This window comes from Phenylobacterium sp., from assembly GCF_041919955.1.
Taxonomy (GTDB): Bacteria; Pseudomonadota; Alphaproteobacteria; order Caulobacterales; family Caulobacteraceae; genus Phenylobacterium.
The window spans coordinates 25,486-48,265 of record NZ_JAYRSU010000006.1 but is presented as its reverse complement, the minus strand read 5'-3'; the positions used below and the strand labels follow the sequence as shown (position 1 = coordinate 48,265).

Annotated in this window: 21 protein-coding genes; 7 read left to right on the top strand and 14 right to left on the bottom strand. The window is 68.0% G+C overall.

Features of this window, described 5'->3' with window-relative positions; all coding sequences use genetic code 11:
- Position 1 precedes the first annotated feature (1 nt).
- Complete coding sequence (locus tag ACE3T2_RS07115) at positions 2-2,125, bottom strand: protein-disulfide reductase DsbD family protein (RefSeq protein WP_374656159.1); 2,124 nt, start codon at positions 2,123-2,125, stop codon at positions 2-4.
- A 56-nt stretch (positions 2,126-2,181) separates the two neighbouring features.
- On the bottom strand, positions 2,182-2,760 hold the full coding sequence (locus ACE3T2_RS07110; protein WP_374656157.1) for a dihydrofolate reductase family protein: 579 nt from the start codon (positions 2,758-2,760) through the stop codon (positions 2,182-2,184).
- 119 nt (positions 2,761-2,879) lie between these two features.
- Here ACE3T2_RS07110 and ACE3T2_RS07105 point away from each other — a divergent pair, with 119 nt between their 5' ends.
- Positions 2,880-3,380, top strand: coding sequence for a winged helix-turn-helix transcriptional regulator (locus ACE3T2_RS07105; RefSeq protein ID WP_374656155.1), 501 nt, complete (start codon positions 2,880-2,882; stop codon positions 3,378-3,380).
- Positions 3,381-3,382: 2 nt separating this feature from the next.
- Here the strand turns inward: ACE3T2_RS07105 and ACE3T2_RS07100 are convergent, their stop codons facing one another.
- Entirely contained in the window at positions 3,383-3,673 is a 291-nt protein-coding gene (locus tag ACE3T2_RS07100) for a hypothetical protein (protein ID WP_374656153.1), read from the bottom strand.
- Positions 3,674-3,781: 108 nt separating this feature from the next.
- Here ACE3T2_RS07100 and ACE3T2_RS07095 point away from each other — a divergent pair, with 108 nt between their 5' ends.
- Positions 3,782-4,174 carry an acyl dehydratase gene (locus ACE3T2_RS07095; RefSeq protein ID WP_374656151.1) on the top strand — a complete coding sequence of 131 codons (393 nt, stop codon included), beginning with the start codon at positions 3,782-3,784 and terminating at the stop codon, positions 4,172-4,174.
- A gap of 140 nt (positions 4,175-4,314) precedes the next feature.
- Here the strand turns inward: ACE3T2_RS07095 and ACE3T2_RS07090 are convergent, their stop codons facing one another.
- Entirely contained in the window at positions 4,315-5,103 is a 789-nt protein-coding gene (locus tag ACE3T2_RS07090; protein WP_374656149.1) for a SapC family protein, read from the bottom strand.
- A 212-nt stretch (positions 5,104-5,315) separates the two neighbouring features.
- Here ACE3T2_RS07090 and ACE3T2_RS07085 point away from each other — a divergent pair, with 212 nt between their 5' ends.
- Positions 5,316-6,194 (top strand): MaoC/PaaZ C-terminal domain-containing protein, encoded by an 879-nt coding sequence (locus ACE3T2_RS07085; RefSeq protein ID WP_374656147.1) that lies wholly within the window; start codon positions 5,316-5,318, stop codon positions 6,192-6,194.
- Between the two features lie 54 nt (positions 6,195-6,248).
- Complete coding sequence (locus tag ACE3T2_RS07080) at positions 6,249-7,049, top strand: phosphatase PAP2 family protein (RefSeq protein ID WP_374656145.1); 801 nt, start codon at positions 6,249-6,251, stop codon at positions 7,047-7,049.
- Here ACE3T2_RS07080 and ACE3T2_RS07075 read toward each other — a convergent pair.
- The 4 genes from ACE3T2_RS07075 to ACE3T2_RS07060 all read right to left on the bottom strand — a co-directional run bounded on the left by ACE3T2_RS07075 (position 7,046) and on the right by ACE3T2_RS07060 (position 12,051).
- Positions 7,046-7,573, bottom strand: a complete 528-nt coding sequence (locus ACE3T2_RS07075; RefSeq protein WP_374656143.1) for a GNAT family N-acetyltransferase — start codon at positions 7,571-7,573, stop codon at positions 7,046-7,048. The genes ACE3T2_RS07080 and ACE3T2_RS07075 overlap by 4 nt on opposite strands.
- Before the next feature lie 11 nt (positions 7,574-7,584).
- Positions 7,585-8,463, bottom strand: coding sequence for an N-carbamoylputrescine amidase (gene aguB, locus ACE3T2_RS07070; protein ID WP_374656141.1), 879 nt, complete (start codon positions 8,461-8,463; stop codon positions 7,585-7,587).
- Positions 8,463-9,452 carry an agmatine deiminase family protein gene (locus ACE3T2_RS07065; protein WP_374656139.1) on the bottom strand — a complete coding sequence of 330 codons (990 nt, stop codon included), beginning with the start codon at positions 9,450-9,452 and terminating at the stop codon, positions 8,463-8,465. Before ACE3T2_RS07065 ends, aguB begins: the two co-directional genes overlap by 1 nt.
- A 121-nt stretch (positions 9,453-9,573) precedes the next feature.
- On the bottom strand, positions 9,574-12,051 hold the full coding sequence (locus ACE3T2_RS07060) for a TonB-dependent receptor (RefSeq protein WP_374656137.1): 2,478 nt from the start codon (positions 12,049-12,051) through the stop codon (positions 9,574-9,576).
- Between the two features lie 261 nt (positions 12,052-12,312).
- On the opposite strand from ACE3T2_RS07060, the gene ACE3T2_RS07055 reads away from it, so the two are divergent.
- Positions 12,313-13,869, top strand: a complete 1,557-nt coding sequence (locus ACE3T2_RS07055) for an ArnT family glycosyltransferase (RefSeq protein WP_374656135.1) — start codon at positions 12,313-12,315, stop codon at positions 13,867-13,869.
- Here the strand turns inward: ACE3T2_RS07055 and msrA are convergent.
- From msrA to ACE3T2_RS07030, 5 genes are all read right to left on the bottom strand, one after another.
- Positions 13,838-14,428 carry a peptide-methionine (S)-S-oxide reductase MsrA gene (gene msrA / locus ACE3T2_RS07050; RefSeq protein ID WP_374656133.1) on the bottom strand — a complete coding sequence of 197 codons (591 nt, stop codon included), beginning with the start codon at positions 14,426-14,428 and terminating at the stop codon, positions 13,838-13,840. The two genes, ACE3T2_RS07055 and msrA, sit on opposite strands and share 32 nt — an antisense overlap.
- Positions 14,429-14,550: 122 nt before the next feature.
- The gene (locus tag ACE3T2_RS07045; RefSeq protein WP_374656131.1) at positions 14,551-15,192 is read right to left on the bottom strand and encodes a 3-oxoacid CoA-transferase subunit B; all 642 of its coding nucleotides are present in this window, start codon (positions 15,190-15,192) and stop codon (positions 14,551-14,553) included.
- A gap of 1 nt (position 15,193) precedes the next feature.
- Positions 15,194-15,913 carry a CoA transferase subunit A gene (locus tag ACE3T2_RS07040; protein ID WP_374656129.1) on the bottom strand — a complete coding sequence of 240 codons (720 nt, stop codon included), beginning with the start codon at positions 15,911-15,913 and terminating at the stop codon, positions 15,194-15,196.
- Between the two features lie 73 nt (positions 15,914-15,986).
- Positions 15,987-17,813, bottom strand: a complete 1,827-nt coding sequence (locus tag ACE3T2_RS07035) for a monovalent cation:proton antiporter-2 (CPA2) family protein (RefSeq protein WP_374656127.1) — start codon at positions 17,811-17,813, stop codon at positions 15,987-15,989.
- A gap of 135 nt (positions 17,814-17,948) precedes the next feature.
- The gene (locus tag ACE3T2_RS07030; RefSeq protein ID WP_374656125.1) at positions 17,949-18,620 is read right to left on the bottom strand and encodes an OmpA family protein; all 672 of its coding nucleotides are present in this window, start codon (positions 18,618-18,620) and stop codon (positions 17,949-17,951) included.
- 86 nt (positions 18,621-18,706) lie between these two features.
- On the opposite strand from ACE3T2_RS07030, the gene ACE3T2_RS07025 reads away from it, so the two are divergent.
- Positions 18,707-19,642: an isopenicillin N synthase family dioxygenase gene (locus ACE3T2_RS07025; protein WP_374656123.1), complete on the top strand. Its 936-nt coding sequence runs from the start codon at positions 18,707-18,709 to the stop codon at positions 19,640-19,642.
- Positions 19,643-19,827: 185 nt separating this feature from the next.
- Complete coding sequence (locus ACE3T2_RS07020) at positions 19,828-21,540, top strand: ATP-binding protein (RefSeq protein ID WP_374656121.1); 1,713 nt, start codon at positions 19,828-19,830, stop codon at positions 21,538-21,540.
- Positions 21,541-21,548: 8 nt separating this feature from the next.
- On the opposite strand, the gene ACE3T2_RS07015 is transcribed toward ACE3T2_RS07020, so the two are convergent.
- Complete coding sequence (locus ACE3T2_RS07015) at positions 21,549-22,778, bottom strand: TetR/AcrR family transcriptional regulator (protein ID WP_374656119.1); 1,230 nt, start codon at positions 22,776-22,778, stop codon at positions 21,549-21,551.
- Positions 22,779-22,780: the final 2 nt, after the last annotated feature.

The window sequence follows — 22,780 nt, the reverse complement described above, 5'->3', positions numbered from 1 at the left end:
ACTAGCGCGCCTGGGCGTCCTTCAGCGCGCGGACGACAAGGCCCTCGGTCAGGATCTGCGGCAGGATGACCGGCTCTCCCCCCCTGGCGCCATAGACGAGGTATAGCGGCACGCCGGCGCGCCCGTGCCTGGCCAGCTCCGCCTCGATCACGTCGTCCTTCTTGGTCCAGTCGCCCTTCAGATAGACCGCGCCGGTCTGCTTGAAGGCGTCGGCGACGCCCTGGCGGCTGAGCGCGACCTTCTCGTTCACCTGGCAGGTCACGCACCAGGCGGCGGTGAAATTGACGAACACCGGCTTGCCTGCCGCCTGGGCGGCGGCGACCTTTTCCGGGCTCCAGGCCTCGTAGGGCACGCTGGCCTCGGCCCCGGACTGGGCGACGTCGGTCGGCGCGGCATAGTTCGGCCACACCGCGCCCGCGGCGGCGAGCAGCGCCAGCAGCCCGCCGACGACGATGGCCGGCAAGGCGTTCCGTCCCGCCGCCTGGCGCCGTTGCCCCACGCCCAGCAGCCACGCCGCAAGCGCGAGCGCTACGGCGGCGGCCAGGATGCGGGCCAGAGCGATGTTCCCGGCCTGCACCGTAAGCACCCAGGCGAGCCAGGCGGCTGCGCCGTACATCGGGAAGGCCAGCGCCTTCTTGAAGGTGTCCATCCACGCGCCAGGCTTCGGCAGGCGCGACAGCAGGCCCGGCACGAAGGGCGCGAGCGCGAACGGCGCGGCGAAGCCAAGGCCCAGCGCCAGGAAGACCGCCAGCGCGGCGGGCGCGCTCTGGGTCAGCGCCCAGCCGAGGGCCGGCGCCATGAAGGGCGCCGTGCAGGGCGCGGCGACCACCACCGCCAGTGCGCCGGTAAAGAAGGCCCCGGCCATGCCGCCGCGGCTCGCCAGACCGCCGCCAGCACCCTGCAGCGAGGCGCCCACCTGGAACACGCCGGAGAGATTCAGCGCTACGGCCAGCATCAGCAGAGAGAGCCCCGCCACCACCGGCGGCGACTGCAGCTGGAAGCCCCAGCCCACCGCCGCGCCGCCGGCCCTGATCGCGATGAGGACGCCGGCCAGGGCCAGGAACGTCGCCAGCACGCCGGTCAGGAAGGCCAGGCCCTGCGCCTGGGCGGCGCGACGCTCGTGCCCATGGCCGGCGAAGGCGGCGGCCTTCATGGCGAGGATCGGAAAGACGCAGGGCATCAGGTTTAAGATCAGTCCGCCGAGGAAGGCGAACAGCACCGCCGGCGCGAGGCCCAGCCCCGCGCCCGAAGCGCCCGAGGCCTTCGGCGGCGGGCCGAGGCCCGAAGCCCCGGCCGGCAGCGCGCCCTCGACCGCGCTGACCTCGAAGGCCTTGCCGCCGACCGTGAGCACGCCGGCCAGCGACTTCGGCGGCTGCGGCTGCTGGAAGGCGTAGCCCCCAGTCAGTCCCAGGGTCAGGCCCTCCGGCCCACGCTCGATCGGCTGGGCCTTGGCGTGTTCGATGACCGTGGCGTCGAACGGGAAGAAATAGGCGTCGGCCATGTCGAGGCCCTTCAGCGCCGGGCCGGTGATCGCCAGCGCCACGACCGGGCCCTGCCGCGCGAAGGCGGCGGTCAGGCCGCCGGGGGCCGGGGCGGCGGCGATGGTCGCCGCGACCTTCTCGCCCCATTGGGGGTCGGGCTCAGCCAGCCCCTCCTTGACCGGCAGGGAGAAGGTCAGGGTCGCCTCCTCCGGCACGCAGATCTCCTCGCAGACGAGGAAGGTCGCCGCCGCGGTCAGGGTGACGATCTGCCCAGGCCGCGCATTGGCGGGGGCCGTGACCGGCACGGGCAGCAGAACCTCTCCCTGGTAGCCATAGTTCATCAGCGGGCCGGTGGGCTGGCGATGCGGTGCGGGCCAGACGATGTCGCCGGCGCGCCAACCGTTCGGCAGGGTCCACTGGATGCGGGTCGCCTCGCCGCTGTCGCCGGAATTGCGCCAATAGGTGTGCCACCCCTTGTCGATTTTCTGGCGCAAGGCGACGTAGGTCGTCGCGCCCGGCGCGACCGAGAGGTCGCGGCCGACCAGCTCGGCCTCCAGGTGGCCAGTGTCGACCGGCGCCGCGACCGCGGGCGCCGCCCCCAGAAGGGCGAAGGCGGCGAGCAGGGTCGCAAGGAGGCGCGTCATCCGGTCATCCCATCAGGTCCGCCGCCTATATGGCCCGGCTGGCCGCCGGAGCAAAGTCAGGCGGACGCCGCACTCGGACGATAGGTCAGGATCGCCGCGCCGGTGTCGGCGGTGACGCAGCTGACCAGCTCCAGCGGCCGGCGGCGGTGGCCGCCGTCGAACAATCGCTTGCCGTCGCCCAGCAGGATCGGAACCAGCAGGATCCGGTATTCCTCAATGAGGTCCAGAGCGATCAGGCTGTTGGCGACCCCGGCCCCGCCCAGCACGACGATATCGCCGCCGTCCTGGCGCTTCAGCTCGGCGAACTCGGCCGCCAGGTCGGGACCGGCCAGGCGACCGTTCCAGCCCACGCTGGCCAGAGTATGCGAGAGCACCAGCTTGGGCAGGCCGTTCATCAGGGCCGCGAACTCCCGCTCCTCGGCCGGCGCCTCCGCGTTCGCCTCCATCGCCGTCCAGAAGGCGGAATTGAACTCATAGTTCTTGCGCCCGTAGACCAGCAGGCCGGCCGCCGACATCCCGGCGCCGGACCACTTCTCCTGCATGTCGTCGGACCAGGGCGGCGGCACGAACTCGCCATCCGGCCCCTCGATGAATCCGTCCAGGCTCATGAACATCGACAGCACGACCTTGCGCATGGCGCATCCCTCCCGTTGGGGGCCGCCTCCGCGGCCGAAACCGATTGCAAATTGCAATTGGTTGCGAGCTAGCCGCAACCGATGGCAAACTGCAAGCAGTTTCTGCGAGGACGCCGTCCATGGCCGACAGCCAAAGATCCGGCTGCCCGATCAACCTCACGCTCGAGGTGTTCGGCGACAAATGGAGCCTGCTGGTGATCCGCGACATGATGTTCGGCGACCGTCGGCACTTCCGCGAGCTTCTCGCCCGCTCGGAGGAAGGCATCGCCAGCAACATCCTGGCCGATCGGCTGAAGAAGCTGACCGAGATGGGCATGATCACCCGGTCAGACGATCCGAGCCACAAACAGAAGGCCATCTACAGCCTGACGGAAAAGGCGATCCAGCTGGTGCCGGTCTTCGCCCAGATCGGCGCGTGGGGCCGCCGCCACCTGCCGGTCAGCGAGGACCTCGCGATCCGCGCTCAGGTGCTGGAGGAAGGCGGACCGCAGATGTGGGCCGAGTTCATGGACGAACTGCGCGTGCTGCACCTGGGCGCAAAGCCGACCGGCGCGCCATCGGTCGCCGGGCGTCTCCAGGCCGCCTACCAGGCGGTGCTGGCCAGGCTCGGCGCGGCCTGAGGCTACTCCGCCAAGGCCAGCCAGCGACGCGGCCACTTCCAGCCCAAGGGTCGGACCTCGCCCGGTTTCAGGGCCAGCGACTTGATGGTCTTCGGGTTGAGCGCGCCGATGACGTGGACCGGCTCCAGCCCCTTGACCGGGCTGGAGGCCACCTGGCCGATCAGCATGGCGCGATCGATCGCCGTCCATTCGGCCTTCGCACGGTCTTCATGACCGACGGCGAAGAAATGGCGGACGGGAACAGGCTCCCCCGCCGCCTCGACCATGACGCCAATCAACCACCCGCTCGACATGACCGCCACATAGGGCGCCAAGGTCCAAACTTAAATGCCTGCTCGACTTGTCGCGTTCTGAGGTGAAGATCACCGAATCAGCGTTTTCCGAACTTGGAGTGCGTTCCTGTGCCTGCGTCCTTTGACGACATCGAAATCGGTCAAGTCGTACCGCTCGGCGACATCGCCGTGGATCCCGCTGCGCTCGAGGGCTTTATCGCCGCCTTTGCGCCCGGCTGGCCGACCGAACGGGGCGCGCCGGATGCGATGGTCTATGCGCTTTGGTGCCGTCTCGACGCCGCCTCGGTGCTGGAATGGCCGCAGACCAAGCGCCTGGGCGTCGACGCCCTGCGCTGGGCGCGCAATCCGCCGGCCGGCGAGATGCTTCGCGGCCGCATGACGGTGATGGGCAAGGATCCGGTCGGCGAGGGCAAGGGCATCGTCATCGCCCAGCACGACCTGCTCGACGAGGCCGGCCGGCTGGTCTTCTCCTGCCTGACCCGCAGCGTCTTCGCTAGGTGACGTCTTCTCCCTCCCCCTGGTGGGGAGGGCGGATCGGCGCAAAGCGCCGAGACGGGTGGGGCTTTGCTGACTCAGCAGTTCCCCACCCTGGTCGCTACGCGACCTGTCCCTCCCCACAAGGGGGAGGGAGATCTCATCCCCTAGGCGTTGGCGGCCTGGGGCATGCGGGCCATGGCCAGCGCGATCAGGCGGTCCCAGCCCGACAGCGACACCAGGTGCGCGTAGATCTGGGCAAGCGCGCCGTTGTCGCGCAGCTCGGTGTACTTCTCCACCGGCAGGGCGTTCAGCTTCTCTTCCGAGACGCCGAAGTACTCGGCGATGGTCTGCGGTTCGCCGGCGCTGCCGTCCGGATTGGTGGGGGTGAAGGTGGCCTTCTTGGTCTCGAACAGGTCGAGATCCTTGAGCAGCTGCACGAAGTTCTGCGTGCGCTGGCGCTCGACTTCGTAGTCGTTGCAGAAATTGATGCAGTTCTGCGTGTACTCGGTCGGCTTGCCCTCGGCGTCGAAGAACGACATGTCGCCGCCCTCGACGATGAACTCGGCGGCGCGGTCGATGCAGAGGATCATCTGGCCGGCGGCGCTGTCGTTGGCGAACACGAACGGATAGCGGCGGATGTAGGCGGGAACGTAGACGCCCGGCTCGAACATGCCCTCGGCGGTCAGGAACATGTTCTCGCCCGGGTTCAGGCCCATCACCGCCAGCGGGATCTTCTCGTCGCCGACGAAGATGATCGGGCCGCACAGCGCCGAGACGCCGAACTCGGTGACCGTCAGCGGCACCGCGTGGCCTTCCTTGGCGAACTTGAACGGCCCGGCGACGCTCTTGACGCCCAGCGTCTTGTGCAGGTCGACCGAAAGCGGCTCCGGCTTCGAGTAAAACAGCACGTTGCCGGAGATCTGGCCTGCGCCGGATTGGGTTTGGGTCGCCATGAAATACCTTCGATGATCCTGGGCGATTGATGTGTCTGCGCGAGCGGGCGGTTCTTCTGGCGTTGGCGCGCCGTCTCGGGCGAGGTTCGCGCTTCTACCCGATCGCGGCAGGACCGGCAAACCTGCTCGCGCCGCGCTTGCCTAGCGCAGGGCGAGCCGCTTCAATTCGTCCCATTCGATAAGCCGCAAGGCCACATACCGGAGGAATTGTTTTGCCCATCTTCTATCCCGACATTCTCAACCAGAAGACCGCGCCGCGCACCTTCACCTATGGCGACAAGGACGTGATGCTGTACGCGCTCGGCGTCGGCCTCGGCCGCGACCCGATGAACGAGACCGAGCTGCCCTTCGTCTATGAAAAGGCGCTGAAGGTCGTCCCCACCGCCGCCACCGTGCTCGCCTCGAACGCCAAGGCCAGCGGCCCGGCGCCCGAGATGCCGGCCGGCCATCGCCAGAGCCAGATCAACTTCCTGATGGTCGTGCACGGCGAGCAGAAGGTCGAGCTTCACAAACCGCTTCCCACCTACGGAACCTTCACCGCCGAAAGCCGCACGGTCGGCGCCTTCGACAAGGGCGAGGGCAAGGGCGCGGTGATCGTCAACGAGACCATCTGGAAGGACGAGAAGGGCGAAAAGGTCGCCACGCTGACCGGCTCCACCTTCGCCCGCGGCGATGGCGGCTTCGGGGGTCCGTCGGACGGCGCGCCCGAGCCGCACGTAGTCCCGACCCGCGCGCCGGACCTCTCGGTCGACTTCGCCACCCTGCCCGACCAGGCCCTGCTCTACCGGCTGAACGGCGACCGCAACCCGCTGCACTCCGATCCGGACGTGGCCAAGCGGGCCGGCTTCGACCGGCCCATCCTGCACGGCCTCTGCACCTACGGCATCACCTGCCGCGCCGTGCTGCAGGAGATCGTCGGCTTCGACCCCGACCAGATCTATTCCCACCAGGCCCGCTTCTCGGCCCCGGTCTTCCCGGGCGACACTATCACCGTCGATCTCTGGAAGGACGGGAAGAACATCTCGTTCGAAGCCCGGGTGAAGGCCCGCAACGTCACCGTCATCAAGAACGGCCTGACGGTCCTGCGGTAGGGCGCTGCTTCCTGGAACGGTTCCCAAGCCCTGGGGACCGTTCTATGGAGGCGCATGATCCGTAACCTGACCACCCTGGCCGGGCTCGCCCTGGCCGCGGGCCTCGCCGCCTGCGCCGCGACTACCGCCCAGGCCCCGCAGCTCGTCGACGAGAGCCTCGATGCGCCGCTGCTCAACCCGATCCCGACCAACCTGACCGGCTATCTCGCCCATGGCGTGATCGACGGCGCCACCTTGCTCGGCCCGCCGCCGGCGCCCGACAGCCTGGTCGGCCAAGCCGACCGCGCCCGCTACCTCGAGACCCGCGCGCTGAAGGACACGCCGCGCTGGAAGCAGGCCGTGGTCGACAACGACCTGTGGGGCGGTGGAGCCCTGAAGCAGTATTCCTGCAAGCTCGGCGTCTCGATCGACGAGAAGCAGACCCCGACGGCTCTGCGTATCCTGCACCGCGTGGAGCTGGACGTGCGCACGGTCGGCAAGCCGGCCAAGGACCACTACAACCGCCCCCGTCCGATGATCGGCGACGAGCGCCCGATCTGCGTGCCGCGCGAGGACTGGATGAAGACCAACGCGTCCTATCCGTCCGGCCACTCGATGACCGGCTGGACCTGGGCGCTGATCCTGGCCGAGCTGGCCCCCGCCAAGGCCGACGACATGCTGGCCATCGGCAAGCAGATCGGCGAGAGCCGGATCATCTGCGGCGTGCACTACGCCAGCGACATCGAGGCCGGCCGCACCCTGGGCGCGGCCATGGTCGCACGCCTGCATGGCGATCCGCAGTTCCTGGCCGACATGCAGAAGGCGCGGGCCGAGATCGCACGCGCCAAGGCCGCGCCGAAGAACTGCGCGGCCTAGGGGTACGCCACGTAGACCACGCTGGTCGGATCCTCGCCGGCCGGCGTGTTCGGAAAATGGAAGTCGCGCTGCGGCTCGCGCGAGAGGCCGAGGCGCTGCATCACCGCCTGCGAACGCAGGTTGGCCTTGCTGGTATAGGCCAGCACCTCTGCAAGCCCGACCCGCGCGAAAGCGTCGTCCAGCGCCGCGCGCGCCGCCTCGGTGGCGTAGCCCTCGCCCCAGGCCGTGGTGACCAGCCGCCAGCCGATCTCCGGCTGGCCGGCGATCGGCGTCACGCTCTCGTGGCACGGCATCACCCCGCACCAGCCCAGGAAGGCCCCATCGGACTTTCGCTCGACCAGGAAGCGACCGTAGCCGAGCGCCTCGAAAGTCGCCTCGACCCGGTCGATGCGCTGGCCGGCCTGTTCGGGGGTCAGCACCCCGCCCAACCATTGCATGACTTCAGGATCGGCGCAGATGGCGGCGAAGGCGGGCCGGTCGCTGTCTTTCCAGCGTCGGAGGATCAGGCGGGGCGTTTCGATCACGCCTCAGATGATCAGGCCGGACGCGCGCCCGTCAACGCCCCGTAGAGGTCGGTGCGGCGGTCGCGGAAGAAGCCCCAGGCCGCGCGGTGGGTCTGCAGGAAGTCGAGATCGAAGGTCGCCGCGACCAGGCCTTCGTCGCCGCGCCCCAGTTCCGAGACCAGATCGCCGCGATGGTCGGCGATGAAGGACGAGCCGTAGAAGGTCTGGCCGCCGTTCGGATAGCCGTCCCACGGCTCAAAGCCGATACGGTTGGCGCCGACCACGGGAATGACGTTCGACACCGCGTGGCCCTGCATCGCGCGCCGCCACGGCAGGGCGGTGTCCAGGCTGGGGTCGTGCGGCTCGGAGCCGATGGCGGTGGGATAGAACAGCACCTCGGCGCCCATCAGCGCCATGGCGCGGGCGCATTCGGGATACCACTGGTCCCAGCAGATGCCGACACCGAGGCGGCCGAACTTGGAATCCCAGACCTTGAAGCCGGTGTCGCCAGGCCGGAAGTAGTATTTCTCCATATAGCCCGGGCCATCGGGGATGTGGCTCTTGCGATAGAGTCCCATCAGCGAGCCGTCGGCGTCGACCATCACCAGGCTGTTGAAATAGTGCGGGCCTTCCTTCTCGAAGATCGAGATCGGCAGCACCACGCCCAGCTCGGCGGCCAGCGGCGCCAGCGCCTTGACGGCAGGATGCTCGCGCCACGGATAGGCCTGGCGGAACCAGTGCTCCTCCTGGGCGACGCAAAAGTACGGCCCCTGGAACAGCTCGGAGGGCAGAACCACCTGAGCGCCCTGGTCGGCGGCCTGGCGGATGAAGTCGGCGGTCTTCTTGATGTTCGCGTCCAGATCCATGCCGTAGCTGGTCTGGATGGCGGCGACGCTGATCGTGCGGGCCATCAGGCGGGCTCCTGCTGGGTGATGCAGTGGAACGAACCGCCACCGGTCAGGATGGCGTTGGACGGCAGGGCGATCACCTCCCGGTCCGGGAAAACGCTCTGCAGCGCCTGGGCGGCGAGGTCCGCAGCCTGGCCCTGCTTGTAGGTCGGCATGATCACCGCGCCGTTGGCGATGATGAAATTCATGTGGCTGGCAGGCGCGGCGCCGCCCTCGGCGCCCTCGATCCAGCCCGGCGAGGGGATGCGCACGACCTTCAGCCCGGCCTCGGCAAGGCGACGGGCGGCGTCGTCATAGGCCTCGACGTTGACGTCGCCGCGGCCATAGGCGACGGGGCAGACTGCGACGCCCGGCGCCACGAAGCGGGCCAGGTTATCGACGTGACCGTCGGTGTGATCGTTGGCCAGGCCATCGCCTAGCCAGATGACCTTCGCGGCGCCGAACGCCTGCGCGAAGGCGGCCTCCGCGTGCGCCTGGGTCCAGCCGGCGTTGCGGTTGGGGTTCAGCACGCACTGGCCGGTGGTCAGCACCGTCCCGGCGCCGTCATGGTCGACCGCTCCACCCTCCAGGATGAAGTCGTGGGCGTTGAGGGCGACGCCGGAAGCCTGGGCGATCTGGCCGGCCACCTCATCGTCATGGTCGAGCTGGTACTTGCCGCCCCAGCCGTTGAACTTGAAGCCCTGGGCCAAGTCCGCGCCATCCTGCTTGACGAAGATCGGGCCGGTGTCGCGCAGCCAGATGTCGCCGAACCGGCCGGGAACGATCTCGACGCCGGCCACGTCGCCCAGCAGGGCGCGCGCATCGGCCTCGCCGGCGTCCGAACCGGTCAGCAGGCGCACGCGCTCGCGGCCGGGACCGGCCAGGGCGCGGGCCAGGGCCGCCACCTCTTCCTGAGCCTGGCGCAGGTCTTCCTGCCAAAGCTCCTCATGACTGGGGAAGCCCAGCCACATGGCGCGGTGCGGAGCCCATTCGGCGGGGACGAGAACGGTCATGGCCTGCCTTCAATTCAACGAACGCGCGCAGATGGGCGGACAAGGCTCCCCCGTCAAGCGCTGCAAAGAAAAAGGGCGGCCCGTCGCCGGACCGCCCCCGATCTCAAGACTGATCCCGAAACTAGAACTCGGCGTGCAGGGTCAGCATCACCGCCCGCGGGTAGCCCAGCTGGAACTGGCCGTTGCCGTTGGTGTTGGTGACGATGTCGGCGAGGTAGTACTCGTCGAACAGGTTACGCACGTTGAGCTGCAGGTAGGTCTTCTTCAGGACGTCGAACTTGTAGCGCACGTCCAGATCCCAGGTGCTGTAGCCCGGAGCCTTTTCGGTGTTGGTCAGGTTCGTCCAGCGCTCGCCGACGAACTTGCCCTGAACGCCGACGCTCAGCGCGTCGGTGACGTCCCAATCGACGCGGACCGAACCCTGGAGCTTCGGGATCTCGTAGAGTTCCTTGCCCTTGGTCGCCAGGATCGCGCCGCCGGCGCCGTTCGGGAAGTTCGACTGGATCTCGGTGTCGACGTAGGACAGCGAGGTGTAGAAGCTCAGGTAGTCTTCCGGCTTCCAGCCGATCTGGCCATCGAAGCCGCGCAGCTTAACTTCGCCTACGTTGACCGAGTAGAAGATCTGGGCGGCTTCGTCGAACTGACGCTCGATGCGGTTTTCGAAGCTGTTGCTGAACGCCGCGATCGAGGCGATCAGGGTCGGGCTCGAATAGCGCCAGCCCAGGTCGAACGACTTCGAGGTTTCCGGGTTCGGATCCACGACGTTGCGGTCGTAGAGGTCGTCCGTACGCGGCACCGAGATGGTTTCGGCGTAGCTCGCATAGATCGTCTGGTGGTCGTTCAGCTCATAGCTGACGCCGACGTTCGGCAGCACCTTGTCGTACTTGCGCTCGAACTTGCGCGGCTGGCCGAAATAGGCGCTCGGCGTCGCGGTCGGTCCGTAGATCGCGCGGAACGCGGCCAGCTGGGCCGGGGTCAGCGAGGTGGTCGAAGCGCCGCCCGTCTGCGAAGCGTTGTTGGTCGGGAAGACCACGAACGGCACGCCGCTGCCGTCGTCGGTGCCGGCCACCACGAACGGGGTCTGGGTGGTGCAGTAGGCGTTGAAGGTGTCGCGCATGTAGCAGAACTGGTTCAGGTCCCGCTTGAAGAAGGGCGCGCGCACGCCGACGTTGATCAGCAGGCGGTCTTCCATGAACCGACCGCGATAGTCGATGGCGAACTGGTTCAGGGTGGCGATCGACAGGCGGTCGCGGCGACGCAGGATGCTGCCGTCGGCCAGGTTGATCGCCGGGCCGTAGCCGTCCTTGCCGCCGAACACGTCGGCCGGATTGCCGTTGGCGTCGAAGGTCGTGCCCTGGCCGGTCTGACGGTGACGGGCGTAGTCCAGGGTGTAGGCGGCGCGGATGCTCTGGGTATCGGAGAACTTCCAGATCAGCGAGGTGTTCACGCCGTAGCGACGGGTGTTGGTGGTGTTCGGCCAGTAGATCAGCACGCGGTCGAGGGTGTCGCCGTCGCCGTTCAGGTCGACATTGCCGCGGAACTGCGGATCGTTCTCCTGGAAGATCGTCCGGCCGCCGCCGTTAGCGATGGTGTACTGGAACGAGGGGTCGACCGTCAGGATCAGGGTGTCGGTCAGGTGGAACAGGCTCTGGCCGCGGATGTTGCCGGTGTTCGACGGGTTGATGTTGTTCCCGACGTACTGGGCGCAGGCGGCGGTGAAGCCGGTGGCCGAGGTCGCTTCGTTCTGCACCGTGCCGTTGGTCGGCGTCGGGCGCACGCAGGTGGCGTCATAGTGCAGGGTGGTGTCCGGCAGGTTCGCCGAGGTCACGCCCTTCTGGTTGAACTGCGCCAGGGTGATGCGGCGGATGAAGTTGTTGCGGTTCTCGTTGTAGTTGGCGGTGACGCTGATGAAGTCGCCGTTGTCGCCGATGTCCTGCCAGATCCGCGCGTTGAACGCCTTCTTCTCGATCTTGCCGGGGGCGTCGAAGATGTCGTTGCGGGTGTAGAGGCCGCTGATCCAGGCCTTGGTGCCCCACGGGCCGAAACGGCCGGTCTCGAAGGTGCCGTAGTAGCGCTGGAAGTTCTCCGAGCCGAAGCCGAGCTGGACGCGGCCGCCCATCTCGTCCTGCGGCTTGCGGGTGATGTAGTTGATGGTGCCGCCGGCCGCAGCCGCGGTCGGGCTGTCGACGTCGGTGGTGCCAAGGTTGACTTCGACGCGCTCGATCAGGTCGGAGTCCATCTGCTGGTTCGGATAGACGGCGTAGTTGCCGCTGTCGTTCAGCGGGATGCCGTCCTGGATCAGCGCCAGGCGTTGCGAGTCGAAGCCGCGAAGGGTGATGTCGCCGCCGGCCGAGCCGAAGGCGTCGTTGCCGGTGAAGTTGACGCCCGGCAGCAGGTTGATCTGGTCAAGGACGGTGCCGCCCGGAGCCTGGGTCGACAGGAATTCCTGGGTGATGGCCGAACGCGACTTCGGCGCATCCATGGCGACGATCGCGCCGCCTTGGCTGCGCTCGGCGGAGCCGGTGACGACCAGTTCTTCGACAACCGCGGTGCCGGTCGACTGGGCCATGGCGGCGGTGCTGACCAGAAGGCCGGTCACAAGCGCGGTAGACGCGCAAAGCGCGCGACCAATTACAGATTTCATGCTGATATCCCCTCAGTAGTACGAGAAAGGGATGGGCGCCCCGGCCCATCTTCCCACCCTTGAGGGCCCCTATAGCGCGGAAATTTCCACTGTGGGTGACGGATTCGTGACGCTCGCGTCACTACCGTAACGGGGAGTTCATTTATGCGGCGGCTGTCGCTTTACAGACACGCTCGCGCGCGCAAGTTTCCGCGCGAATTCGGCTAAGAGGCGCGCGTGTCCAACAGCAACCCGTCCGTTCACGGACTCGACCGGCACTGGCGCTCGGTGGTGCTCGTCACCCTGGCGCTGACGGCGGTGCGGCTGGTGGCGCTGTTCGCCACCCCGCTCGAGCTCTATCCGGACGAGGCTCAGTACTGGCTTTGGTCGCGCACCCTGGACTGGGGCTACTATTCCAAGCCGCCGGTCATCGCCTGGCTGATCTGGAGCACGACCCATATCGGCGGCGACGCCGAGCCCTGGATCCGGCTCTCGGCGCCGCTGCTGCACGCGCTTACGACGCTCTGCGTCTACCAGATCGGCCGGCGGCTGTACGACGCGCCCGCCGGCTTCCTCGCCGCAGCCCTCTATCTGCTGATGCCGGCGGTGCAGCTCTCGTCGCTGGTGATGGCGACGGACGCGCCGCTGCTCGCCTTCCTCAGCCTGGCGCTGCTCGCCTACGTCGAGCTGCCGCATGCGCAAGGTCGTCGACGTCTTGCTCTGGCCGCGGCGGTCGGCGCGGCGACGGGCCTGGCCTTCCTGTCGAAGTACGCGGCGATCTATGGGGTGATCGGGATCGCCCTGCACAGCATCCTTTCACGCCCGGCGCGGGCGGAATGGAACGTCCGAACCGCGGCCCTGGCGATCGGCGCCTTCCTGCTGGTGCTGGCGCCGAACCTCGTCTGGAACGCCGGGCACGGCTTCGCCACCGTCCAGCATACCGCCGCCAACGCCGCCTGGGGCGGGCGCCAGCTGTTCAACTTCGCCGAGCTTGGGGACTTCGTCGCCTCGCAGTTCGGGGTGTTCGGGCCGATCCCCTTTGCGGTGCTCATCGGCGGGACGATCCTCCTGGCCGCGCGGCGAAAGCTGCGCCCGCAGGACGTGCTGCTGCTCTGCTTCGCCCTGCCGCCGCTGCTGATCGTCACCGGCCAGTCGTTCATCAGCCGCGCCAACGCCAACTGGTCGGGCGCAGGTTATGCGCCGGGCGCCATCCTGGTCGCCGCGTGGCTGATGCGCTGGCGCGCCCGCGGGTGGATCATCGCCGCCCTGACCATCCAGGCCGCCGTGGCCGTCGTCTTCCTGGCCTGCGTGCTCAATCCCGGTTTCGCCGATCAGGTGGGCCTGGCCAACGCCTTCAAGCGGGCCAAGGGCTGGGAACAGATGAGCGAGGCCATCGCCGAGCGCGCCCTGCGCGAGCCCAAGGGCAGCCTGGACGCGGTGGTCGTCGACGACCGCTTCCTGTTCAACGCCGCCGCCTATTACGGCCGCGACTATTTCGGCAAGGACGGCGAGCCGCCCCTGCGCATGTGGGTGCGCGAGCTGCATCCGCAGAATCAGGCCGAGACTGTCGCCCCGCTGACCGCAGCCCAGGGCCGGCGTGTCCTGGTGGCCAGCCTGGACGAGGTCTACCAGGGCGAGGTCATGAACGACTTCAAGCGCATCTCCGGCCACGAGATCGTCGGCGTGCGGCTGGACCGCAAGCGCAAGCGCACGGCCGGCGTCTTCATCGCCGAGGGCTTCGATCCTGCGCCCCGCGACCCCGTCAGTGGGGAGCCGCTCCCCAGACGGCCTTGAGGGCGCGGTCGCGGCCGCAGCCCAGGCGATAGGCGTTGTAGCTGGCCGGATTCTTCCTGGCGTAGTCCTGGTGATAGGCCTCGGCCATCCAGAACGGGGAGGCCCGCAACACGCTGGTCGCCACCGGTTTGCCGAGGGTCTTGGCGATCTGCGCCTTCACCTCCACAGCGGCCGAACGCTCGGCCTCGCTCGTGACGAAGACCGCCGTCGTGTACGAGTGGCCGCGGTCGCAGATCTGCCCGCCGGCGTCGGTCGGGTCGATATTATGGAAAAAGCCGTCGACCAGCTTGGCGTAGCTGGTCTTGGCCGGGTCGTAGGTGACCTTCACCGCCTCCAGATGGCCTTCGTGGTTCTGATAGGTCGGGTTGCGACGGTCGCCGCCGGAATAGCCCACCACGACATCGGTGACGCCCGGCAACTTCTCCATCGCCTTCTCGACCGACCAGAAGCAGCCGCCGGCGAACACCGCCGTCTTGAGCTGCGCGGATTCGGCCGCCTCCACCGACGCCAGGCTGGCGACGGCTGCGAGGACGGCGGCGGAACGGAGGATCTTGGACATGGCTTCGAGCGTCTCACTTTCACGCGTCGGGCGAAAGCCAGACGCTGATGCAAGAACATACGCAAGCAAAAGGCGGCCGGATGCGCGGCCGCCTTTCAAAGTCCGGGGTTGGAAGCTGGGTCCTAGACAGCGACCTCGAACGCCGCCTCGGTCTTGGCCTTCACCTCGTCGAGCGTGACCCCGGGGGCCAGTTCGATCAGCTTCACCGGGGTCTTGCCGCGGTTGATCTCGAACACGCCGAGCTCGGTGATCAGCAGGTCGACCACGCCCTGACCGGTCAGCGGCAGGCTGCAGGCGTTCAGCAGCTTGGGCGCGCCCGACTTCTCGCAGTGGTCCATGACCACGACGACGCGCTTCACGCCCGCCACCAGGTCCATGGCCCCGCCCATGCCCTTGACCATCTTGCCGGGCACCATCCAGTTGGCCAGGTCGCCGTTCGCCGAGACCTGCATGCCGCCCAGGATCGACAGGGCGATGTGGCCGCCGCGGATCATGCCGAACGAGTCGGCGCTGGAGAAATAGGACGAGCTCGGCAGTTCGGTGATCGTCTGCTTGCCGGCGTTGATCAGGTCGGCGTCTTCTTCCCCCTCGTAAGGGAAGGGGCCCATGCCCAGCATGCCGTTCTCGCTCTGCAGCGTCACGTGCATGCCTTCGGGGATGTAGTTGGCGACCAGGGTCGGGATGCCGATGCCCAGGTTCACATAGAAGCCGTCGCGCAGTTCCTTGGCGGCGCGGGCGGCCATTTCGTCACGGGTCCAGGCCATCTTACGCGCTCGCCTTCTCTTCGCGGGGACGGGTAGTGACCCGCTCGATGCGCTTCTCGTAGACCGCGCCCTTGACGATGCGGTCGACGAAAATGCCCGGGGTGTGGATGTGGTCCTTGTCGATCGAGCCGATCGGCACGAGGTTCTCGACCTCGGCGACCGTGACCTTACCCGCCGTGGCCATCATCGGATTGAAGTTCCGCGCGGTCTTCCGATAGACGAGGTTGCCCTCGGCGTCGCCCGTGTGAGCCTTGACGATGGCGAGGTCGGCGACCAGGCCGCGCTCCATCACATAGGTCTCGCCGTCGAAGTCGCGGACTTCCTTGCCCTCGGCCACGAGCGTGCCGACCCCGGTCTTGGTGAAGAAGGCCGGGATGCCGGCGCCGCCGGCGCGAATGCGCTCGGCCAAGGTGCCCTGCGGGTTGAACTCCAGTTCCAGCGCGCCCGACAGATAAAGCTGCTCGAACAGCTTGTTCTCGCCCACATAGGACGAGATCATCTTCTTGATCTGGCCGCTTTCCAGCAGGATGCCGAGGCCGAAGCCGTCGACCCCGCAATTGTTGGAAACCACCGTCAGGTTTTTGACGCCGGATTCCTTGATCGCGCCGATCAGGTTCTCGGGAATGCCGCAGAGGCCGAAGCCCCCGGCCATGATGGTCATGCCGTCGAAGAGCAGCCCGGCGAGGGCCTCCACGGCGTCGTTACGGGTTTTTCCAGCCATGAGGGCCCCTTTACGCTGCGAGAGCCCCTTTGAGAACGGGGTCACGCGAAAAATTTCACCAGATGGAGAAGAACTACTCCGCAAGCTCCTTCGGGTGCTTCTCCAGCACGTCGGCGGCCTCCTCGTTGCCCGCACGCCCGCCCTTGCGCGGAACGGAGAACGGCTCCGGCGTCGGGGTCGGCATGTTGCCGCGCATCAGCCAGCGACCTTCCTGGATGCCGCCGGCGATCTGCAGCTCCAGGCGCTCGGTGTCGCGGCGGCGCACGTCGCGGACGATGTCGGCGGCCTCCACCTCGTCGACGCCGAGCTGGATCAGCACGTTCTTCCCGAACGACAGCGCCGATTCGAAGGTCTCGCGGATCTGGTAGTCGACCCCGGCCTTGATGAGCCGCAGCGAGTGGCCGCGGTCGAAGGCGCGGACGAACAGTTTGGCCAGCGGGAACTCGGCCTTCACCAGCTCGACGATCCTGTCGGCCACGTCCGGCTTGTCGACGCAGACCAGGATCGCCTCGGCGTTGGACGCCCCCGACGCGCGCAGCACGTCCAGCCGCGTGCCATCGCCGTAATAGACCTTGAAGCCGAAGGTGCCGGCGGCGCGGATCATCTCGACGTCGGTCTCGATCAGCGAGACCTCCATGCCGCGGGCCAGCAGCGGCTGGGAGACCACCTGCGCGAAGCGGCCGAAGCCGATCATCAGAACCCGACCCTCCAGGTTGGCGGCGACCTCGACCCCGTCCAGAGACTCCTTGGGCGGCGGCAGCACCCGGTTCAGCACGATCACCACCAGCGGGGTCAGGGCCATGGAGAGGATCACGACCGCGGTCAGGGCCGCGCTGGTGCGCGCGTCCACCACGCCGGCCGCGACCGCCGCCGAATAGAGCACGAAGGCGAACTCGCCGCCCTGAGCGAACAGCGCCGCGCGCTGGATCGCCTCGCGATGGTCGGCGCGGAACAGCCGGGCCACGACATAGATGCCGCCCGCCTTGACCAGCATGAAGGCGATCACCCCGACCGCGATCAGCCCCCACTCGGCCGCCACCACCGACAGGTCGAGCGACATGCCGACGCTGAGGAAGAACAGGCCCAGCAGGATGCCGCGGAACGGTTCGACGTCGGCTTCCAGCTGGTGGCGGAAGGTCGATTCTGACAGCAGCACCCCGGCCAGGAACGCGCCCATGGCCATGGAAAGCCCGCCCCACTGCATGAACAGCGCCGTGCCCAGCACCACCAGCAGAGCGGCGGCGGTCATGATCTCGCGCGCGCCGCTGCGGGCCAGAATCTGGAAGAACGGATTGAGCAGCCAGCGGCCGGCGGCGATCACTGCGGCGATGCAGCCGAGTCCGATCAGCAGGCCGAGCCAGGCCGGACGCCCCGAGTCGGCGACCGTCCCGTTCATCGAGGCCAGCACGACCACCAGGGCCAGCAGCGGCACCACCGCCAGGTCCTCGAGCAGCAGGATCGACACCGCCCTCTGGCCGGCTTCGGTCGAGGTCTCGCCGCGCTCGTCCAGCATCTTCATGATGACCGCGGTCGAGGACAGCACGAAGCCGCTGGCCCCTATCACTGCGGCGGCCGGCGGCAGGCCGCCCAGCATGGCCACGCCCGACAGCAGGGCGCAGCACAGCAGCACCTGAGCGGCCCCCAGGCCGAAGATCTCCCGCCGCAGGCTCCAGAGCTTGGCGGGCCGCATCTCCAGCCCGATCAGGAACAGGAACAGCACTACGCCCAGCTCAGCGACATGCAGGATGGCCTGCGGGTCGGTGAACAGCTTGAGGCCGAACGGGCCGATCGCCAGGCCGGCGGCCAGATAGCCCAGCACCGAACCGAGGCCGAGCTTGCGGAACACGGGCACAGCGACGACGCCGGCGGCCAGCAGGGCGACCGCATGCCCAAGATTCATTCCCGCCGCCTCGGCCGCCATTCCAGCTCCCATCGCCCGACGCGGCGAACAGCCGCTCGCGCCTCGCCGCTATGTGGGGCCAGAAGCCTGCGGCGTGCAACACAACGCGCCGCGAGGAAGAGCCGATCTAGGCCGTCAGCCCGTATAGGGGCGCAGGACGATCTCGACGCGCCGATTCTGCGCGCGTCCGGCATCGGTGGCGTTGTCGGCGATCGGCTGGGTCGAGCCGCGCCCCTCGACATAAAGCCGATCGCGCAGGACGCCGCGGTCGATCAGGTAGCCGGCCACCGAGGACGCTCGACGCTCGGAAAGGTTCTGGTTGTATTCGGCCCGTCCAGTGGAGTCGGCGTGACCGATTACGTCCACCAGGGTCTGGGGATAGGCGTTGAGGCTGCGGGCAACGTCGTCCAGCGCCCCGCGGAACTGCGGCTGAATGTCCGCCCGGTCGAAGCCGAAGGTCACGTCGGCCGGCATCTGCAGGACGATATTGTCGCCCTGGCGCTGGACGTCCACGCCGCTGCCGGCCAATTCACGGCGCAGCTCGGCTTGCTGGCGGTCCATATAGTTTCCGACGCCCGCACCGGCCAGGGCTCCGATCCCGGCGCCGATCAGGGCGTTCCTGCGTCCCTGCTCGCTGCGGTTGGTGTTGGTCAGGTAGCCAAGCGCCGCGCCGCCCAGGGCGCCGGCGATGGCGCCCGTGCCGGTGTTGTTGCGGACGGTCTGTCCGGTGTAGGGGTCGACCGTGGTGCACGCGGCCAGGGCCCCGGCGCCGACGACACATGCCGCAAGGGCGGTCCAGTTGCGCATCTATGATCTCCTCGCGAGGTGGGATTTCCGATGCGAACGCGACGCCTACGGTCAAGGTTCCCGCGAGGGCGGGTGAAGGACACGACGTGACGACACGACGGATCGAGCCGGTTTCGTTCGAGCGCTTCGAGCGCGACTTCGGCGGCTTCTCTGCTGACCTGGGCGGTTCGTTCGCCCGCTATGGCTTCGCGGTGATCTCCGACCACCCGCTGGAGCAGGCTCGCATCGAAAAGGCTATCGCCGCGGCCAAGGCGTTTTTCGCCCTGCCCGACGAGGTCAAGCGCAAGTACGTGTCGGGGGTCGGCGGCCAGCGCGGCTACACCCCGTTCGGCATCGAGACCGCCAAGGACGCCAAGCACTTCGACCTCAAAGAGTTCTGGCACATGGGCCGGGACCTGCCGGAAGACCATCCCTTCCGCGCCTTCATGCCCGACAACGTCTGGCCGGACGAGGTCCCTGAATTCCATCGCGAGATCGCCTGGCTGTTCAATGCGCTCGACGGCATGGGCCGCAAGGTGCTGGAGGCGATCGCCGTCTATCTGGGCCTGGATCGCCAGTTCTTCGACGACACGGTCGATCACGGCAATTCGATCCTGCGCCTGCTGCACTATCCGCCGGTGCCGCAGGACGGCCCCAACATTCGCGCCGGCGCGCACGAGGACATCAACGTCATCACCTTGCTGCTGGGCGCGGAAGAAGCCGGCCTGGAAGTGCTGGAGAAGGACGGGGGCTGGCTCGCGATCAACCCGCCGCCCGGCGCCCTCGTCTGCAACATCGGCGACATGCTTCAGCGGCTGACCAACCACGTGCTGCCCTCGACCACGCACCGGGTGGTCAATCCAGCGCCGGAACGCCGCGGCTTCTCGCGCTACTCCACGCCGTTCTTCCTGCACTTCAACCCGGACTACGAGATCCGCACCCTGCCCGGCTGCATCACGGCCGAGCATCCCGACCGGGGACAGGCGCCGATCACCGCCGATGAATTCCTCAAGCAGCGGCTGCGCGAGATCAAGCTGCTCTAGACTTCGCACAAACCCTTGTTTCAGCTTGCAATTCCGGACTTGAGTCCAAAAAATTGCAAGCTGGACCGCTGCAATCACAGATTTTCCACAGAAAACGACCGGCGGTTGCCGAACGACGTTCGGATAAACAGACAAATTTAACTCCACCTACCCATCCTCCCGCGCAAATACGTCAGGGGGAAAACATGTCCGGGCGTCCAATGGCGTCGCAGGTGGAAACCGCGCGGCTGGCGGCTATCGCCACGCTCGACCTCGACGAACTGAAACCGACTTTCGAGCGCATCGGCCGCCTGGCGCGGGCCTTCGCGCGCATGGACCTGGGCGACGTGGTGATGGTGGGCGCCGAGCGCACCTGGCACGCCAGCGTCGGTCCCAACTGGACCGACGAGCAGGTCTATCAGGACCAGTCGTTCTCCGAGATTGCAGTAAAGACCGATACACTGCTCTGGGTCGGCAACGCCCTGGATGATCCGCGCTTCACCGGTCACCCGCACGTGCGCGGACCCGAAAACGTCCGCTTCTACGCCGGCGCGCCGATCCGCCTGGCCGACGGCCAGCCGATCGGCGTGGTGTGCGTCGCCAGTCACGAACCGCGGGCCTACGACCAGGAACTGGCCGACTATCTGATCGACCTGGCCGCCGTCGCCTCGAACGAGTGCTCGCGCCATCACGCCCAGCGCGACCTGGTCAAATTCGCCGGCGAGGCCGAGGCGGCCAACAAGGCCAAGAGCGAGTTCCTCGCCAATATGAGCCACGAAATCCGCACCCCGCTGAACGGGGTGATGGGCATCGCCGGCGCCCTGGCCAAGACCGAACTCGCCCCCCACCAGGCCGAGATGGTCGAACTGATCGAGACCTCGGCCCAGACGCTGGAGGCGCTGCTCACCGACATCCTGGACCTGGCCCGCATCGAGGCCGGGCGCATGGAGATCCGGCCTGAGCCGTTCGACCTGGCCACCTCGGTCAACGCCTGCGCAGCCCTGTTCGAGGCCAGCGCCCAGGCCAAGGGCCTTAGGCTGAGGGTCGAGATCGAACCCTACGCCCAGGGCTCGTTCGAGGGCGACGGCCCCCGTATCCGCCAGATCCTCACCAACCTGGTCGGCAACGCGGTGAAGTTCACGGCCGAAGGCGAGGTCAAGCTGGCCGTCCGCGCCCGGCGGGACGAGACCACCACACATCTGACTTTCGTGGTCAGCGACACCGGCATCGGCTTCGACGAGGAGACGCGACAGCGGCTGTTCGGACGTTTCCAGCAGGCCGACGGCTCGATCACCCGCAAGTACGGCGGCACAGGTCTGGGCCTCGCCATCTCGCGTTCGCTGGCCGAGGCCATGGGCGGGACGCTCACAGCTTCGGCGGCCCCCGGCCGCGGCGCCAGCTTCGAGCTGGGCCTGGAATTGCCGCGCCGCCACGGCGCGGTCGAGATGTGGGGCGACCACGAGGACCACGGCGGCGACGAGCACGAACTGACCGCGATGCGGGTCCTGCTGGCCGAGGACCATCCGACCAACCGGCGCGTGGTCGAGCTGATCCTGGGCGCGGCCGGCGTCGACCTGATCTCGGTGGAGAACGGGGCCGAGGCGGTGGACGAGGCGGCTCGCTGCCAGTTCGACCTGATCCTGATGGACATGCAGATGCCGGTGATGGATGGCCTGACCGCGATCTCCGCCATCCGCCGCCGCGAGGCGCGGGCCGGGCGGCGCACGCCGATCTACACCTTGACCGCCAACGCCATGCCCGAGCACGCCGAGGCCTCCGCTCAGGCCGGCGCCGACGGCCACGTGACCAAGCCCATCACCGCCGAGCGCCTGCTGCACGTTGTCGAGCAGGTCTGGGCCGACAAGCTCGCGGCGGCCAGCGCGCCGGCGCTCTCCAACGTGGTGGCGCTGCGGGCCTGACGGCCGCGCTACCGCACGAATATCCCCATCAGCAGCGGACGAGCGAACACCGAAGGGGCGGCCTTCTGGGTGATGCCGGGCACCCAGAAGCCGAGTTCGGCGCCGGCGTTCAGGGTGGCGTTCAGCATCTGAGCGGCGATGGCCGGATCGACCGGCCGGATCGAGCCCTCGGCTATGCCGTCCGAGATCATCGAGGCGAAGCGGTCGGAGACGCGATCCGAATGGGCCACCTGCTCGCCGCGGATCGGCTCGGGCAGGGCCGAAAGCGCCGACACCCGCAGCAGCGGCCCGTAGTCCGAGAGCTGGTACTCGGCGAGGGCCGCCGCGGCGCTGGAAAGCCGCCGCCACTGGTCGCCGGGCAGGGCCATGGCCAGGCGCTGAACGCGGCGCATCACCTCGAAGGTGCGGTCGAAGCAGGCGACCACCAGGTCGTCCTTGGCGTCGATGTGGTGATAGAAGGAACCCTTGGTGACGTTGAGCGAGGCTGAGATCTTGTCGACCGACGCCCCGCGATAGCCGCGGCTGTTGATCAGCCGCGTGGCCGCCAGCAGGAAGGTGTCGCGGCTGATCTCCTGCGGTTCGCAGGCGGCCAGCTCGGCCAGGGGCGCCGGCGCGGGGGCCCAGGTCGCGCCCTCGACCGCCAGCCCGCCGACCAGGATGTCGAACATCCGCTCACGGATGCGCGGGTAATCGTCCACGTCGTATTTCGGCAACCAGGCGGCCGACCAGAACAGCTGCTCCAGCAGCATGTGCGTGCGCGCCGTGCGCCGTCCCCGGCTGAGCCAGGCCATGTCCGGCGCCTCGAACAGCGTCCGAACCTTGCGGAACAGCTTTACGTAGGCCTCGAACACCTCGGCTCGGCGCGGCTCGTTGAGAGCGCGAACGTCGGCGAGCACGGGCAATGGCGGCGCCTGGCCCAGAGCGGCCAGGCGAGCGCGATCGAGGTAGATCTCCAGCAGCCGGTGCAGCCGCGCCTTCGGCGTCGGCTCGGCCACCGCGCTCTCGGCGGCCTCCTGCAGCCATGCCACGCCGCGGGCCATGCAGGCCGCGGCCAGATCGTCCTTGCGCTTGAAGTAGTATGTGACGCTGGTCGTCGACAGGCCGACCGCCGCCGCCGCATCGGCCAGGGTCAGGCCTTTCACGCCCTTCTGGTTCAGGATCGGGATGGAGGCGTCGAGGATCGCTTCACGCTTCCGTCGGAAGCGGTCGGTCGCACGCCCGCCCTTGCCTTCAGCCATCT

What these genes read in the sequence shown, in the direction of transcription:
- ACE3T2_RS07115 (WP_374656159.1), bottom strand. Translation starts at nt 2,125, where the DNA reads ATGACGCGCCTCCTTGCGACCCTGCTCGCCGCCTTCGCCCTTCTGGGG.
- ACE3T2_RS07110 (WP_374656157.1), bottom strand. Translation starts at nt 2,760, where the DNA reads ATGCGCAAGGTCGTGCTGTCGATGTTCATGAGCCTGGACGGATTCATC.
- ACE3T2_RS07105 (WP_374656155.1), top strand. Translation starts at nt 2,880, where the DNA reads ATGGCCGACAGCCAAAGATCCGGCTGCCCGATCAACCTCACGCTCGAG.
- ACE3T2_RS07100 (WP_374656153.1), bottom strand. Translation starts at nt 3,673, where the DNA reads ATGTCGAGCGGGTGGTTGATTGGCGTCATGGTCGAGGCGGCGGGGGAG.
- ACE3T2_RS07090 (WP_374656149.1), bottom strand. Translation starts at nt 5,103, where the DNA reads ATGGCGACCCAAACCCAATCCGGCGCAGGCCAGATCTCCGGCAACGTG.
- ACE3T2_RS07080 (WP_374656145.1), top strand. Translation starts at nt 6,249, where the DNA reads ATGATCCGTAACCTGACCACCCTGGCCGGGCTCGCCCTGGCCGCGGGC.
- aguB (WP_374656141.1), bottom strand. Translation starts at nt 8,463, where the DNA reads ATGGCCCGCACGATCAGCGTCGCCGCCATCCAGACCAGCTACGGCATG.
- ACE3T2_RS07065 (WP_374656139.1), bottom strand. Translation starts at nt 9,452, where the DNA reads ATGACCGTTCTCGTCCCCGCCGAATGGGCTCCGCACCGCGCCATGTGG.
- msrA (WP_374656133.1), bottom strand. Translation starts at nt 14,428, where the DNA reads ATGTCCAAGATCCTCCGTTCCGCCGCCGTCCTCGCAGCCGTCGCCAGC.
- ACE3T2_RS07045 (WP_374656131.1), bottom strand. Translation starts at nt 15,192, where the DNA reads ATGGCCTGGACCCGTGACGAAATGGCCGCCCGCGCCGCCAAGGAACTG.
- ACE3T2_RS07040 (WP_374656129.1), bottom strand. Translation starts at nt 15,913, where the DNA reads ATGGCTGGAAAAACCCGTAACGACGCCGTGGAGGCCCTCGCCGGGCTG.
- ACE3T2_RS07035 (WP_374656127.1), bottom strand. Translation starts at nt 17,813, where the DNA reads ATGAATCTTGGGCATGCGGTCGCCCTGCTGGCCGCCGGCGTCGTCGCT.
- ACE3T2_RS07030 (WP_374656125.1), bottom strand. Translation starts at nt 18,620, where the DNA reads ATGCGCAACTGGACCGCCCTTGCGGCATGTGTCGTCGGCGCCGGGGCC.
- ACE3T2_RS07020 (WP_374656121.1), top strand. Translation starts at nt 19,828, where the DNA reads ATGTCCGGGCGTCCAATGGCGTCGCAGGTGGAAACCGCGCGGCTGGCG.
- ACE3T2_RS07015 (WP_374656119.1), bottom strand. Translation starts at nt 22,778, where the DNA reads ATGGCTGAAGGCAAGGGCGGGCGTGCGACCGACCGCTTCCGACGGAAG.